This is a genomic window from Kitasatospora sp. NPDC091335, assembly GCF_044757205.1.
Taxonomy (GTDB): domain Bacteria; phylum Actinomycetota; class Actinomycetes; order Streptomycetales; family Streptomycetaceae; genus Kitasatospora.
On the sequence record NZ_JBIVUM010000017.1, the window covers coordinates 181,586 to 194,485 of the forward strand.

The following is a 12,900-nucleotide window of genomic DNA, read 5'->3' on the forward strand; positions in this document are numbered from 1 at the left end:
GCCCCGGGAGGTTCCGGGGCGGCCTCGGCCGTTCCGGGCGGCGGGCCGACTCCGGCCCCGGCCGTTTTCCGACCTGGGCCGCTTCGGACTCCGGCCGCCGACGGGATTCCGGAGGCGGTGAGCCGGGCAGGGTCGGGGTGAACGGATGTCTTCACCGGATGGGGAGTTGTGAGTTGAACGACGCGATCAAGCACGGCGAGGCCGAGGTGAACGGCGTCCGGCTGCACTACGCGGAGCAGGGCGAGGGGCCGCTGGTCCTGCTGCTGCACGGCTTCCCGGAGAGCTGGTACTCCTGGCGGCACCAGTTCGCGCCGCTCGCCGAGGCCGGCTACCGGGTCGTCGCGCCGGACCAGCGCGGGTACGCCCGCAGCGAGCAGCCCGAGCGGGTGGACGCCTACACCCTGCTGCACCTGGTCGGCGACGCGGTCGCGCTGATCGGCGCGCTGGGCGAGGAGCGGGCGGTCGTGGTCGGGCACGACTGGGGCGCGCCGGTGGCCTGGGCCGCCGCGGCGCTGCGGCCGGACCTGGTGCGCGGGGTGGCCGGGCTGAGCGTGCCGCCGCTGCCGGCCGGGCCCGGCACCCTGTCGGCCGCCCGGGAGAACTTCGGCGACGGCTTCTACCAGATCTACTTCCAGGAGCCGGGCCGCGCCGACGCCGAGCTGGGGGCCGACGTGAAGTCCAGCCTGCGGCGCGTCCTCTGCGGCCTCCAGCCCGGCGGCGAGCCGCGGCCGTGGGTCGTCCCCGAGGGGAAGACCCTGCTGGACACCATCCCGGAGCCGGACCACCTGCCGGACTGGCTCACCGACGCGGACCTCGACGCGTTCGCCGCCGACTACGCCCGGCACGGCGAGCGCGCCTTCACCGGGGGCCTCAACTGGTACCGCAACATCGACCGGAACAGCGAGCTGATGACGGCGTTCGTCGGTCAGCGGATCGACGTGCCCGCGCTGTACGTGGTCGGCGAGCAGGACCTGGTGAACGCGATGATCGCGCCGGAGGCGGTCGAGTACCTGCTGAAGAACCTGACGCCGAGGCTGCACCGGCACGTCCGGCTGCCGGACACCGGGCACTGGACGCAGCAGGAGCGTCCGGCCGAGGTCACCGAGGCGCTGCTGGACTTCCTGGCGCAGCTGGCGGAGTAGCCGGTGGCGGGCACCGCCCCGCGCAGGGCGGTGCCCGCCGCTTGGTGCCTGGTGTCCGGCCCGGTGCCCGGGGCCCGGCGTCAGACCGGCAGCAGGCGGCCGATCAGCTCGCCGAGCCGGCGGGCGTTGCGGCAGGAGTGCATCTCCACCACGCCCGCGTAGGCGAGCGCGGCGGAGTCGCCGGTCGCCCAGAGCGAGGGCTGTTCGGGATTGAGCCAGAACACCCGGCGGGCCCGGCCGGCGATCCGGCGCAGCGCGTCCGGGTTCGGGTCGCGCTGGTTGGTGCGGGCGTCGCCGAGGACCAGGACGCAGGTGCGCGGGCCGACGGCGTCCAGGTGGCGCTCGGCGAACTCGCCGAGCGCGGTGCCGTAGTCGCTGTTGCCGTGGTAGCCCGTCACTTTCGCCTCGGTGAGGATCCGGGCGGCCAGGCGGGCCGGGTCGTCCCCGCCGCGCAGCAGGCCGGTGACCTCGGCGGTGCGGTTGACGAAGGCGAACACCCGGACCTTGCCGAACTGTTCGCTCATCGCCCGCACCAGCAGCATGGTGAAGTCGGCGAAGCCCGCCACCGATCCCGAGACGTCGCACAGCAGCACCAGCTCGGGGCGGGCCGGGCGGCGGAGCCGGTACGCGGGGCGCAGCGGCACCCCGCCGGTGGTCAGCGAGCGGCGCAGGGTGCGGCGCAGGTCGATCTCGCCGCGGGCGGCGCGGCGGCGCCGGGCGGCCAGCCGGGTGGCGAGCTTGCGGGCCAGCGGGTGGACGGTGCGGCGCAGTTCGGCGAGTTGGTCGCGGCCGGCGTAGAGGAAGTCGACCAGGTCGGCGGTGGGGGCGACGGCGCGTTCGGCGATCCGCTCGGGGCCGCGCAGTTCGGCGACCCGGCGGCGGGCTTCGCCGGCGGTCATCGCGCGGAAGTCCCTGATCCGGCGGCGGATCTCGTCGGCGAGCACCCGGTCGGAGAGGTCCTGGGCGCCCTGGCGATCGCGCAGCGCGGCGAGGACGCGGGCGAGCAGCGTCTCCGGGGCGAGCCGGCCGAGCGCCTGCTGGGCGGACCAGCCGTCGGTGCCGTCGGTGCCGGGGGCTCCGGGGGCGCCGTACCGGCCGAAGGCCTCCACCACCTCGCCGGCCAGCCGGGCCTGGGCGGCCCGGTCGTCGGCGGCCAGGGCGGCGGCGAGGCGGTCGCGCAGCTGCTCGCGCAGCGGGTCGGGGCGGCCGAAGCGCGGCGGTTCCGGGTTGTCGGGGACGGGCGGCGGATCGGCCCGGACGGCCTCGGGGGTGCCGACGCCGAGCGGGAAGAACAGGTCGAAGGAGGCGTCGAAGACCGTCCGCTGGCTCTCCGCGCGCAGCAGGGCGGCGGCCAGGCCGGCCCGTATCCGCTCGCGGTCGGTGAAGCCGAGGACGTCCAGGACGGCGGCGGCGTCGACCGTCTCGGCCGGGCCGATCCGCAGGCCGTGCCCGCGCAGGGCGCGGACCAGGCCGGTGAGCCGGGCGGCGGTGTCCGCCGGGGCCGGGGCGGTCATGCGAGGGTGAGCTTGTGGGCGGCCTTGCGGACGTCGTCCTGGTGCTTGAGGATCACCCCGAGGGTGTCCCGGACGACCGTCTCGTCCAGGGTGTCGGCGCCGAGGGCCAGCAGGGTGCGGGCCCAGTCGATGGTCTCGGCGACGGACGGCGCCTTGCGCAGCTCCATCGCGCGCAGCGCGCCGACGACCCTGACCAGCGACTCGGCCAGCGTCGCGTCCAGTCCCGGCACCTTGAGCCGGACGATCCGGCGCTCCAGCTCGGCCTCGGGGTAGCCGAGGTGGAGGAAGAGGCAGCGGCGGCGCAGCGCCTCGGAGAGCTCGCGGGTGGCGTTCGAGGTGAGCAGGACGAAGGGGCGGCGGCTCGCGGTGATGGTGCCCAGTTCGGGGACGGTGACCTGGAAGTCGCTGAGCACCTCCAGCAGCAGCGCCTCCACCTCGACGTCGGCCTTGTCCATCTCGTCGATCAGCAGCACGGTGGGCTCCTCGCCGCGGATCGCGGTGAGCAGCGGGCGGGTGAGCAGGAACTCCTCGCCGAAGATGTCGGTGCGGGCCTCCTGCCAGCCCTCGTCGCGGCCGGCGGTGATCCGCAGCAGTTGCTTGGCGTGGTTCCACTCGTAGAGCGCGCGGGCCTCGTCGATGCCCTCGTAGCACTGGAGCCGGACGAGGCGGGCGTCGCCGATCGCGGCCACCGCCTTGGCGAGTTCGGTCTTGCCGACCCCGGCGGGGCCCTCGACCAGCAGCGGCTTGCCGAGCCGGTCGGCGAGGAAGACGGTGGTGGCCACGGCGGGGGAGGCCAGGTAGCCGGTGGCGGCCAGCTGGTCGGCGGCGTCCGCCACCGAGGTGAAGAAGCCCGTGCCGTGCCCGTCGCTGCTGCTCATCCGCCTGCCCCGTTCCGGTTCGCCGTCCGCGTGCGGCGCCACCCTACCGGCCGGTCACTTCGCTGTCTCGGGGGTGGGCGTCGGGGCCCCGGGCGGTGGTGGGGGGTCGGGTGCGGCGGAGCGGCGTACGGCCCGGTGCGGGTGCCGTACGCCGCCGTCGTCAGGGCGGGCCCGGTGAAGCCGGGTGGGTCTGGCGAGCCTGGTGGGCCCTCAGGCGCGTCCGGGCGTCAGTTGACGAACAGGAGCGGGCTGCCGGCGACGCTGCTGTCGACGACCGGGCCGTAGGTGGCGCTGAAGTAGCCGGTCGCGAAGCACAGGCTCGGGCCGGAGACCAGGGCGAACGGCTGGCCGGCGAAGCCGATGGTGTTGCCGGTGTTCGAGGTGGTGCCGTTGATCCCGGTGGCGCTCTGGTAGTTGCAGTTGACGCTGCCCAGGATGGTGCTGAGCACCACGGTGGTGCCCATCGCGCCGGACGTGCCGGGGGTGAGCTTGACCGGGTTGCCCGGGGCGTCGCTGACCGTGTTGGTCCACGGCAGGTTGGTGACGGTGATGCTCTTGACGCCCGTGACGCCCAGGACGTTGGAGGTGCAGGAGCCGAAGGTCTGGGCGTCGAGCCGCTCGACGGCGCTGCCGGGGGCGGCCGGGTTGGAGGTGACGGTCGCCGAGAAGGCGGAGGCGGCACACTTGATGCCGCTCGTCCCGGTGGCGCTGTTGTAGAAGGTCGCGAAGGAGCCGGAGACCAGGTTGGCGGTCAGCACGTCGCCGACTGCGACGGCCGGGCCGGTCGGGCTGCCGGTGGTCAGGACCGCGCCGGCGGCCTGGGCGGGTGCCACGGCCGCGCCGGTGAGGGCGAGGGTGGCGAGGGCGGCGGTGGCGAGGGTGCGACGGATGCGCATGAGGGTACCTCTCTCCGTCCGTTGGACGGGTGGGGGAATCCCGACGTGCGGGTGTGGTGGTGTGCACGACGGGGGAGGGGCAGAGGATGCCGGAGGTGTCGTACCGGAAGTGTCGTACCGGAGGTTTCGGCGCAGGCCGAGGGGCGGGCGGGCCCGGCGCCACGGGCCCGTCCGTGCGGTACGGCGGTGCTGTACGGCTGTACGGCGGTGCGGACGTACGCGAGGGTGGGCGTACGGCGGTGCGACGCACGCGGTGATCGGCGTGCGGCGGTGCGGTGGTACGGCCTTGCGTACGGACGGCGGCGTGGAACACCGCGGCACCGCGCCGTTCGGTCGGGGACGTGCGGTGCCGCGCGGGCGCATGGACGGCTGCCACCGTCGCGAGCCCGCGCCGCCGTGGTCCCGTGGCCTGGGCTCTCGCCCCGGGCCGACGGAGCCCCCGGAGGTTCCGGCCGGCGGGGGCCTGCTCGCCCGCCGGTTGGAAACCTGTCAGTGTTGTAAACCCGGTCTTCCGTCAATGTCAAGACAGCACACAGGAGTTGGTGATGGATCGGAAGTACCCCCGCGGAGTCGACGTGGTCCTGCTGCCGGGTGCCAGGACCGGCCGTGACCCGGCCCGCTCGATCAAGCCGGGGCCGCGCCGGCTGCCCGCGGGCGTGGTCGCCGCGACCCAGCGCGAGCGGCTGCTGGACGGGCTGGTGCGGACCGTCGCCGAACGCGGCTACCAGCACGCCACGATCAGCGACATCTGCCGTGCCGCGGGCGTGACCAGGCCGGTCTTCTACGAGCTGTTCAGCGGCAAGGAGGACGCCTTCCTGGCCGCGCACCGGTACGGCACCGGGGTGGTGGTGCAGCGGATGACGGTGGCCTTCGCGGCCGAGCAGGACTGGTGCCGGGCCGTCCGGAAGGGGCTCGGTGTGATGCTCCAACTGCTCGCGGGAACGCCCGCGTTCGCCACGATGGCGGTGATCGAGGTCGAGGCGGTCGGGCCGGCCGGTCGGCGTGCGCGGGCCCAACTGCTCACCAGGTTCCGGGCGTTCTTCGCCGAGGTGCCCCAACTGCCCGGCGGGCTGGAGTCCAAGGAGGTGGTGGACGCCGTGGTGGGCGGCGTGTACAGCGCGGTCTACCGGTGGATCGACTCCGGCCGGACCGAACAACTCCTGGACCTCCTGCCGGTGTTGAGCATGTTCTGCCTGTCGCCCTTCCTCGGCCCGGCGGAGGCGGCCGAGCGGCTGGGGGTGAGGGACTGGCCGAAGCGGGTCGCGGATTGGTGAAGATCCTCCGTGCACCCGTATTGACCCGGCCAATACCGGGCAGTAGCTTCCCAGTTACCCACCGCGTGCCGACCGGACGTGCCCCGCTGCCGAGGGGCGGACGGCCCGGCCGGTGCGGGGAACGCTGTCCGCGCCAGGACAACGTGCCAGTGCCTGCACACCCACCCACCCACAGGGAGCACACATGGCCATGTCCGAGGACGCCGCCGCGGCGGCCGACACCCCACAGACGCCGAGCGGGCCGAGAAGGGGCCGGGTACGGATGAAGCGGACCGCCCTGATGGCCGTACCGGCCGTCGCGGCCGGGGGCGTCCTGATGGCGCTCACCGCCCAGGGCGTGCTCGCCGCCCAGTTCTCCATCTCCGGCATGCCGTTCACCATCACCGCCGACAAGCTGGACGGCGAGGGCTTCGCCCAGTTCGGCTCGCTGGACTCGATGATCCCCGACAGCCCCAACGCCGGCTCCACCGGCGGCCAGGTGCTGGTCGCGGTGTCGGCGATCAAGAAGGCCGAGATCACCAACCTGTGCCAGAGCGTCGACCTCGGCGGCATCAACCTGGTGATCCACGCGGGCGACGGCGCGACCCCCGTCACCGCCTCCGACCTCACCACCGACTCCGACCTGCTGTCCGGTGACGCGGAGTTCAGGAACATCGAGATCGGCGGCGACGCCAGCACCTTCACCAAGGCCGGCCCCGTCGGCAAGGGCAACCCCGGCGTCTTCGGCCAGCAGGCCGACCACGTCACGCTGACCCACCTGAACCAGCACAACTACGCGAGCACCGCCGTCGGGTTCAAACTGCCCAACCTGCGGCTGAGCTTCAGCTCCACGGGCTGCTGACCGTGAAGGAGTCCGTACCGGAACCGGCCGGCACCGGCGAGGGCGCCGCGGCACGGGCCGAGGAGGTGGCGGCCGAGGGGACGGCGGCCACGCCCGTCCACGCCGAGGCATCCCCCGCCGCCGACCCGGCCGCACGCCCGGTCAAGCGCGACTGGCGGGGCGGGCGGCCGTTCTGGGGCGGGCTGCTGGTCACGCTCGGCGGCGCCGAGGTCCTGTTCACCCTGAAGGCCCCGCTGCCCGTCATCCTGCACATCGGGGTGGCAGGGATGGCCGGGTACCTGGTGCCGGCGGTGATGCTGCTGTGCGGCCTGCTGATCCTGTTCAACCCGGCTCAGCGGCTGTTCTACTCCATCCTCGCCGTGCTGGCCTCGCTGGCCAGCTGGGTCACCTCCAACCTGGGCGGATTCCTGATCGGGATGATGCTCGGAGTGGTCGGGGCCTGCCTCACCTTCGGGTGGCTGCCCGACCAGCCGCTGCGCCAGGGCCGGCAGCGGCGGCTGGAACGTCGGGAGGCGCGCCGGGCCGGAGCCTGACGGCGGTGCCCCGGGTCCTGGTGGCGGAGAGCGCCGGGACGTGGGGCACCCTTCCGTCGGTCCCGCGGCCGGCCCTGGCATCGGTTGCGGCGCCCGCGTCACCACCGGTTTCCGGCGTTCCGGGCGGATTCGTCGGCCCTGCCGCGCGCGGCGGCGGCCGAACACCGTCGCGTAACGACCGTCACATCCGCAAGGGGTCGAAGGTCCCGGGTCCGTCCGGGGCGATCGGCCCTTCTCGCGCTCGACGGGTCGGCAGTTCACTGGGCGGGACATGGACAACAGCAGCAGCATGAGCACTGGCACCGCCACCGCCGTCTCTCCCGCCACCGCCGAGTACGACCGCCTGATCGCCCGCCATCACGCGATGCGCCTGCGACGCCAACTCCTCGCCCCGTCCGCCTCGGCCGGCGGCGACTTCGGGTACGGCGCGCACGGGGCGTACGGCGAGGACGGCGGCTACGACGGCGCCGCCGACCAGCACCTGATCCGGCGCGACCTCGACCTGATCTCCCCGCTCGCCGACCTGATCGACCACCTCTACGCGGTGATGTTCAGCCACCGCCCCTATCTGCGCCCGCTCTTCCCCGCCTCCATGGAGTTCCAGCAGCTCCACCTGGAACGGATCTTCCACCACCTGATCGACCACCTCGACCGCCCCGCCGAACTGGAGCAGACACTGCGACAACTCGGCCGGGACCACCGGAAGCTGGGCGTCCGGCCGGTGCACTACGAGGCCTTCGAGGAGGCTCTGTGCGCGGCCGTCCGGCACCGGGCCGGCGAACGCTGGACCGAGGAGCTGGAGGGCGCCTGGGTGCGGATGCTGCGCTTCGCCGTCGGCGCGATGGTCGCCGGCGCCGACTCGGCGCTCACCGAACCCCCGTACTGGCACGCCGTGGTGACCGGCCACGAGCGCCGCCGTCCCGACCTCGCCGTGCTGCGGGTGCGCACCGGCGAGCCGTACCCGTACCTGGCCGGGCAGTACGGCACCGTCGAGCACCCGGCGCTGCCGCACACCTGGCGGCAGTATTCGATGGGCTGCGCCCCGCGCGCCGACAACGAGCTGGAGCTCCACGTCCGCCGCACCGGCCCCGGCGGGGTCAGCGCCGCGCTGGTCGAGCACACCGGGGTCGGCGACCGGCTGCGCCTCGGCCCGCCGCGCGGCAGCCTGCTGCCCGACGGCGACGCCCGCGACCTGCTGCTGGTCGCGGGAGGCACCGGCCTCGCCCCGATGAAGGCGATCGTCGAGCAGCAGGCCGCCCACCGGCCGACCGGCCGCCGGGTCCACCTGTTCGTCGGTGCCAGGGACCGCGCGGACCTCTACGACTGGCGGGCGCTCGCCGAACTCGGCTCGCACAAGCCGTGGTTGAGCGTCACCCCGGTCACCGTCGGCGAACTCGCCGACACCGTGGCGGCGGCCGGCGACTGGCGCGAGCACCTGGCCTGCGTGACCGGCCCGGTCGGCATGGTCGGCTCCGTCCGCACCCGGCTGGCGGCGGCGGGGCTGCCGCCGACGCAGGTGCGGTTCGACCAGGCGCTGTTCCGGTGAGGCCGGCCCGGTGTCCGGTGCGGTGTCCGGCCCCGGGCGCTCAGCGGAAGCAGTAGGAGTCGGAGGAGGCGTCGCCGCCCGCCAGGTGGGTCTGGTGGACGCGCAGGCCCCGGAAGTCGGCGCCGTGCGGGAAGAAGCGCTCGTCGACGCTCAGCCCGCCGGCCTCCGGGTCGGCGTCCAGCTTGACCATCCAGGGCTCGATGCCGTCCGGGTAGAACTGGTCGTCCCAGGCGCCGTAGAGCGAGTTGGTGAGGTACACCCGGCGGCCGTCCCGGCTGATCTCCACCATCTGCGGCGCCCCGCTCAGCGGACGGTCCGGCTCGGCGGGGTGCGGGGTGCGGGCGACGATCCCGCCGAGCCGCACGGAGTCGGCCAGCCGGGGGTGGAACGGGTCCGAGACGTCGTACTGGAACAGCTCGCCGGTGCCCCACGCGGAGACGTACAGCCAGCGGTCGTCCACCGACAGGTTGATGTCGGTGACCAGCGGCGGCACCGCGCCGAACGGTTGCAGCGCGGGCGGCAGGTCCTCGGCCTTGGCCGGTTCGGCGGGGATCTCGATCACCTTGCGCGCGGTGAACGCCGGCCCGTCCCGGTACCAGAGCCAGACCGAGGAGGAGAGGTCCTCGACGTTGGTGACCACCCCGGCGAAGCCCCACTCCGCCTGCGGGTCGTGCGCCGGGCGCAGCTCCAGCACCATCTGGTACTGGTCGCCCAGGTCCACCCGCTGGAGGTGGCGCCCGGAGTCCAGCTCCCAGAAGTGCAGCGCGTGCCCGTACTTGCGGCCGAGCAGGAGGTCGGGCACCACCCCGTCCTCGACCATCCACGGGGTGCCCCACTCGCTGGTGATGCCCACGTTGGTGCCCAGGTGCCACCAGACGTCGTACGCGAAGTTCTGCGGGCCGCGCTCGGTCTCCCAGGCGCGCAGCACCTCGAAGGTGGTGTGGTCGAGGAGCGCCACCCCGCCCGGGCCGTCGTCGCCCTCGGCGCTGCCCAGGCAGGAGAGGAACACGCCGTCGGGACCGCAGTGCAGGGTGTGCGGGCGCGAGTAGCCGGCCTTGGCGGCGAGCTCCTTCGCCTCGATCGTCTTCACCAGGTGCGGGCGCACCGGGTCGGGGCGGGTGTCCAGCACGTGCAGCCGGGAGGAGCGCAGCCCGGGCAGCAGCAGGTAGCGCCGCTCCGGGTTCTCGTGGCAGGCGTGGGCGAGGGCGCTGGAGCAGGCGTTCCACCCGAAGTGGTGCAACTCGTCGCCCAGTGTCGGCAGTTCGGCGAAGTTCAGCACCTTCCCGTAGCTCGCCGAAGCCGGATCGGTGTCGACGCTGAGCAACGCGTCCGGCTGCTGCCCCGACCGGTCGAACCCGGCCACGTACGCCAGCCGCTCCGGCGGCGCGGCGATCGCCTCGGCCGCCGAACGGTAGAGCGACGGATCGGAATGCCCGTGCTGCATGCAAACTCCCCAACTCGCCTGGTCTGTCCGGGAAGCGTTCCACACAACCACCGGCGCACAGCAGGCGCACGAGGGAGCTGCCAGGAGGCGCGGGCGGCCACCCCGCGCCGGTGCGCACCAGGGAGCCCGCCCCGACCGGAGTCGAAAGCATTGCGATCATCACATCCCAGCAGGTCGGCGGCGCCGGGGCGGAGCAGGGCGGAGCCAGTACAGTCGGGTCCATGGAGTTCCGTGAAGACATCCTGGGTGCCCCCTACGAGGCGGCCGAACTGACGCTGCGGCCGGACGAGGAGGGGGCCGTGTGCGCGACGCTCGTGCGCAGGCTCGTGCCCGGGGCGGAACGGGCCGTGCTCTACGTCCACGGGTACAACGACTACTTCTTCCAGACCAACCTCGCGGACCACTACACCGCGCTCGGGTTCTCCTTCTACGCCCTCGACCTGCGCAAGTACGGGCGCTCGCTGCGCCCCCACCAGTCGCCGAACTTCGTGCGCGACCTCGCCGAGTACGACGAGGAGATCGACGCGGCGGTCCGGATCATCCGGGAGACCGACGGGCACCGGCAGCTGCTGCTCAACGGGCACTCCACCGGCGGCCTGATCGGCGCGCTGTGGGCGGGCCGGCGCGCCGGGCGCGGGCTGGTGGACGGGCTGTTCCTGAACAGCCCGTTCCTGTCGATGCCGGCCGCGCCCGCGGTCCGCACGCTCGGCGGGCCCGCCGTCACCGCGCTCGGGCGACTGGCGCCGACCCGGGTCCTGCCGTCCGCGCTCAACCCCCACTACACCCACAGCCTGCACAAGGACCACCAGGGCGAGTGGGACTTCGACCTCACCCTCAAGCGCCCCGAGAGCTTCCCGCTGTACGCGGGATGGCTGTCGGCGATCCACCAGGGCCACCGGCGGCTGCACCGGGGCCTGGGGATCGACGTGCCGGTGCTGCTGATGGCCTCGACCAGGTCCGTCTCCACCACCAAGTGGCACAACGCGCTGCACCACGCCGACGCCGTGCTGCGCGCCGACGACATCGCCGCGCAGGGGCCGCGGCTGGGGCGGCACGTCACCATCGTCCGGATCGAGGGCGGCATGCACGACCTCGTGCTGTCCGGCGAGAAGGCCCGCACCCGGGTCTTCGCCGAGCTGGACGACTGGCTCGCGGCGTACCTGGACGTGCGGCCGGTCGGGGAGCACGCGTGACCTCGGGGCACGACGCGGACGACTCGCACGACTCGGACAGGCACGAGGGGCACGACGCGGACGACTCGCCCGGCCATGAGGGGCACGACGAGCCGGTGCCGGTCGGCCGGCGGACCGACCTCGGCTTCGCCAAGCTCATGCCCGACCTCGACCGGGACGGTGGCTGGCTGCTCACCCTGGACGGCACCCCGCAGTCCTACGTGGACCTCGCCGACCCCACCCACCTGGAGTTCGAGTACACCCGGCGCCTCGGCCACCTCGCCGACGCCCTCGCCCCCGCCGGTCAGCCGCTGGACGTGCTGCACCTCGGCGGCGGCGCGCTCACCCTGCCCCGCTACCTGGCCGCCACCCGCCCCGGCTCCCGGCAGCGGGTCGCGGAGGTGGACGGACCACTGCTCGACCTGGTCGCCGGGCACCTGCCCTGGCAGGGCCCCGGCGCCGACATCACCGCGACCGTCGGCGACGCCAGGGCGGCCCTCGCCGACGCTCCGGCCGGCTCGCAGGACCTGGTGATCGCCGACGTCTTCCACGGCTCGCGCACCCCCGCCCACCTCACCTCGGCCGAGTTCCTGCGGCTGGCGGCGGCCGCGCTGCGCCCCGGCGGCTGCTACGCGGCGAACCTGGCGGACGGCCCGCCGCTGGCCTTCGCCAAGGCCCAGGCGGCGACGGTGCGGGCGGTTTTCCCGTACGTCTGCCTGGTGGCGGAGGCCCCGGTGCTGCGCGGCCGCCGGTACGGCAACATCCTGCTGGCCGGATCGACGGCGCCGCTGCCGGTGGCCGAGCTGACCCGGCTGCTCGCGGGCGACATCTTCCCGGCCCGCCTCACCGAGGGCGACGACCTGGCCGCCCTGGTCGGCCGCACCGCCCCGGTCACGGACGCCGACGCCACCGACTCCCCGCCCCCGCCGGACGGCGCCTTCAGCATCGGCTGAGCCCGCCCGAGGGGCCCGGCGTCCCGGCCGAGACGATCAGCGTTCCGATGTGCCCGTCGGTCGGGGCGTCGAGCACGCGGGCCTCCGCCGAATCGAACCCGCTCCGCAGCAGCAGACCGGCCCACCTGCGCGGCGTGTAGGAGTAGCGGTACGTGTAGAGCGCCCTCCCGGCGAAGCCACCCTTGTACATGCCCTGCGGGCCGTAGGCACCCGGGATGGCGGGCGGCTGGGAGAAGACCAGGACGCCACCGGGATTGAGCCGGGCGGCGATCAGGGGGAGCAGCCTCAGCGGGTCCGTGAACCAGACCGCTCCGAACACCGAGTACACCGCGTCCCACGTTTCGTCGGTGCTGCCGAGGTAGTTCAGCACCTCGGCACAGTGGACCCGCACCCCGGCAGGTCCCCAACGCTCGGCGGCCCTCGCGACCATGACCGGCGAGAGATCCACACCCGTCACCTTCACACCCTGCTCCGCCAGCGCGGCCAGCGCACGCCCGGTGCCGCAGCCGAGCTCCAGGGCACTGGCCGGTGACCCGAGCAGTTCCGGGCCGGGCCCGTGGCCGGCGTACTGGGTCCAGCGGAGATCGGGCCCGGCGTCGAACACGTCGTCCTTGATCCCGGATGCGTACGTGTCCCAGAGCTCGCGCTCGGATTCGATGTCATGCTGTGCGGGCAACGGACTTCCCTTGAAGAGGAGTTGGCGGGTC

Annotated in this window: 12 protein-coding genes; 7 read left to right on the forward strand and 5 right to left on the reverse strand. The window is 73.9% G+C overall.

Features of this window, described 5'->3' with window-relative positions:
* The first annotated feature begins 173 nt into the window (after positions 1-173).
* Positions 174-1,142 (forward strand): alpha/beta fold hydrolase, encoded by a 969-nt coding sequence (locus ACIQOW_RS30395; protein ID WP_401090290.1) that lies wholly within the window; start codon positions 174-176, stop codon positions 1,140-1,142.
* Positions 1,143-1,222: 80 nt separating this feature from the next.
* On the opposite strand, the gene ACIQOW_RS30400 is transcribed toward ACIQOW_RS30395, so the two are convergent.
* From ACIQOW_RS30400 to ACIQOW_RS30410, 3 genes are all read right to left on the reverse strand, one after another.
* On the reverse strand, positions 1,223-2,656 hold the full coding sequence (locus tag ACIQOW_RS30400) for a VWA domain-containing protein (RefSeq protein ID WP_401090291.1): 1,434 nt from the start codon (positions 2,654-2,656) through the stop codon (positions 1,223-1,225).
* Positions 2,653-3,534, reverse strand: a complete 882-nt coding sequence (locus ACIQOW_RS30405; RefSeq protein ID WP_401090293.1) for an AAA family ATPase — start codon at positions 3,532-3,534, stop codon at positions 2,653-2,655. The genes ACIQOW_RS30400 and ACIQOW_RS30405 overlap by 4 nt, the downstream gene beginning before the upstream one ends.
* Before the next feature lie 227 nt (positions 3,535-3,761).
* Entirely contained in the window at positions 3,762-4,430 is a 669-nt protein-coding gene (locus tag ACIQOW_RS30410) for a Tat pathway signal sequence domain protein (protein WP_401090295.1), read from the reverse strand.
* A 545-nt stretch (positions 4,431-4,975) separates the two neighbouring features.
* Here ACIQOW_RS30410 and ACIQOW_RS30415 point away from each other — a divergent pair.
* The 4 genes from ACIQOW_RS30415 (at position 4,976) to ACIQOW_RS30430 (ending at position 8,624) form a co-directional block, all read left to right on the forward strand.
* On the forward strand, positions 4,976-5,704 hold the full coding sequence (locus ACIQOW_RS30415; RefSeq protein ID WP_401090297.1) for a TetR/AcrR family transcriptional regulator: 729 nt from the start codon (positions 4,976-4,978) through the stop codon (positions 5,702-5,704).
* Between the two features lie 184 nt (positions 5,705-5,888).
* A complete protein-coding gene (locus ACIQOW_RS30420) occupies positions 5,889-6,545 on the forward strand; it encodes a DUF6230 family protein (RefSeq protein ID WP_401090299.1) in 657 nt (218 codons plus the stop codon).
* Between the two features lie 2 nt (positions 6,546-6,547).
* Complete coding sequence (locus ACIQOW_RS30425; RefSeq protein WP_401090301.1) at positions 6,548-7,078, forward strand: DUF6114 domain-containing protein; 531 nt, start codon at positions 6,548-6,550, stop codon at positions 7,076-7,078.
* A gap of 289 nt (positions 7,079-7,367) precedes the next feature.
* Positions 7,368-8,624, forward strand: coding sequence for a globin domain-containing protein (locus tag ACIQOW_RS30430; RefSeq protein WP_401090303.1), 1,257 nt, complete (start codon positions 7,368-7,370; stop codon positions 8,622-8,624).
* Positions 8,625-8,664: 40 nt separating this feature from the next.
* Here the strand turns inward: ACIQOW_RS30430 and ACIQOW_RS30435 are convergent, their stop codons facing one another.
* A complete protein-coding gene (locus ACIQOW_RS30435; RefSeq protein ID WP_401090305.1) occupies positions 8,665-10,068 on the reverse strand; it encodes a selenium-binding protein SBP56-related protein in 1,404 nt (467 codons plus the stop codon).
* Positions 10,069-10,289: 221 nt separating this feature from the next.
* Here ACIQOW_RS30435 and ACIQOW_RS30440 point away from each other — a divergent pair, with 221 nt between their 5' ends.
* Both ACIQOW_RS30440 and ACIQOW_RS30445 read left to right on the forward strand, forming a co-directional pair.
* Entirely contained in the window at positions 10,290-11,261 is a 972-nt protein-coding gene (locus tag ACIQOW_RS30440) for an alpha/beta hydrolase (protein WP_401090307.1), read from the forward strand.
* Between the two features lie 137 nt (positions 11,262-11,398).
* Complete coding sequence (locus ACIQOW_RS30445; RefSeq protein WP_401090356.1) at positions 11,399-12,193, forward strand: spermidine synthase; 795 nt, start codon at positions 11,399-11,401, stop codon at positions 12,191-12,193.
* Here the strand turns inward: ACIQOW_RS30445 and ACIQOW_RS30450 are convergent.
* Positions 12,180-12,869 carry a class I SAM-dependent DNA methyltransferase gene (locus tag ACIQOW_RS30450; RefSeq protein WP_401090309.1) on the reverse strand — a complete coding sequence of 230 codons (690 nt, stop codon included), beginning with the start codon at positions 12,867-12,869 and terminating at the stop codon, positions 12,180-12,182. The two genes, ACIQOW_RS30445 and ACIQOW_RS30450, sit on opposite strands and share 14 nt — an antisense overlap.
* Positions 12,870-12,900: the final 31 nt, after the last annotated feature.

Bases quoted from the DNA above. Each gene is read 5' to 3' on its own strand.
- ACIQOW_RS30400 (WP_401090291.1), bottom strand. From the start codon at position 2,656: ATGACCGCCCCGGCCCCGGCGGACACCGCCGCCCGGCTCACCGGCCTG.
- ACIQOW_RS30405 (WP_401090293.1), bottom strand. From the start codon at position 3,534: ATGAGCAGCAGCGACGGGCACGGCACGGGCTTCTTCACCTCGGTGGCG.
- ACIQOW_RS30410 (WP_401090295.1), bottom strand. From the start codon at position 4,430: ATGCGCATCCGTCGCACCCTCGCCACCGCCGCCCTCGCCACCCTCGCC.
- ACIQOW_RS30415 (WP_401090297.1), top strand. From the start codon at position 4,976: ATGGATCGGAAGTACCCCCGCGGAGTCGACGTGGTCCTGCTGCCGGGT.
- ACIQOW_RS30420 (WP_401090299.1), top strand. From the start codon at position 5,889: ATGGCCATGTCCGAGGACGCCGCCGCGGCGGCCGACACCCCACAGACG.
- ACIQOW_RS30430 (WP_401090303.1), top strand. From the start codon at position 7,368: ATGAGCACTGGCACCGCCACCGCCGTCTCTCCCGCCACCGCCGAGTAC.
- ACIQOW_RS30435 (WP_401090305.1), bottom strand. From the start codon at position 10,068: ATGCAGCACGGGCATTCCGATCCGTCGCTCTACCGTTCGGCGGCCGAG.
- ACIQOW_RS30440 (WP_401090307.1), top strand. From the start codon at position 10,290: ATGGAGTTCCGTGAAGACATCCTGGGTGCCCCCTACGAGGCGGCCGAA.
- ACIQOW_RS30445 (WP_401090356.1), top strand. From the start codon at position 11,399: ATGCCCGACCTCGACCGGGACGGTGGCTGGCTGCTCACCCTGGACGGC.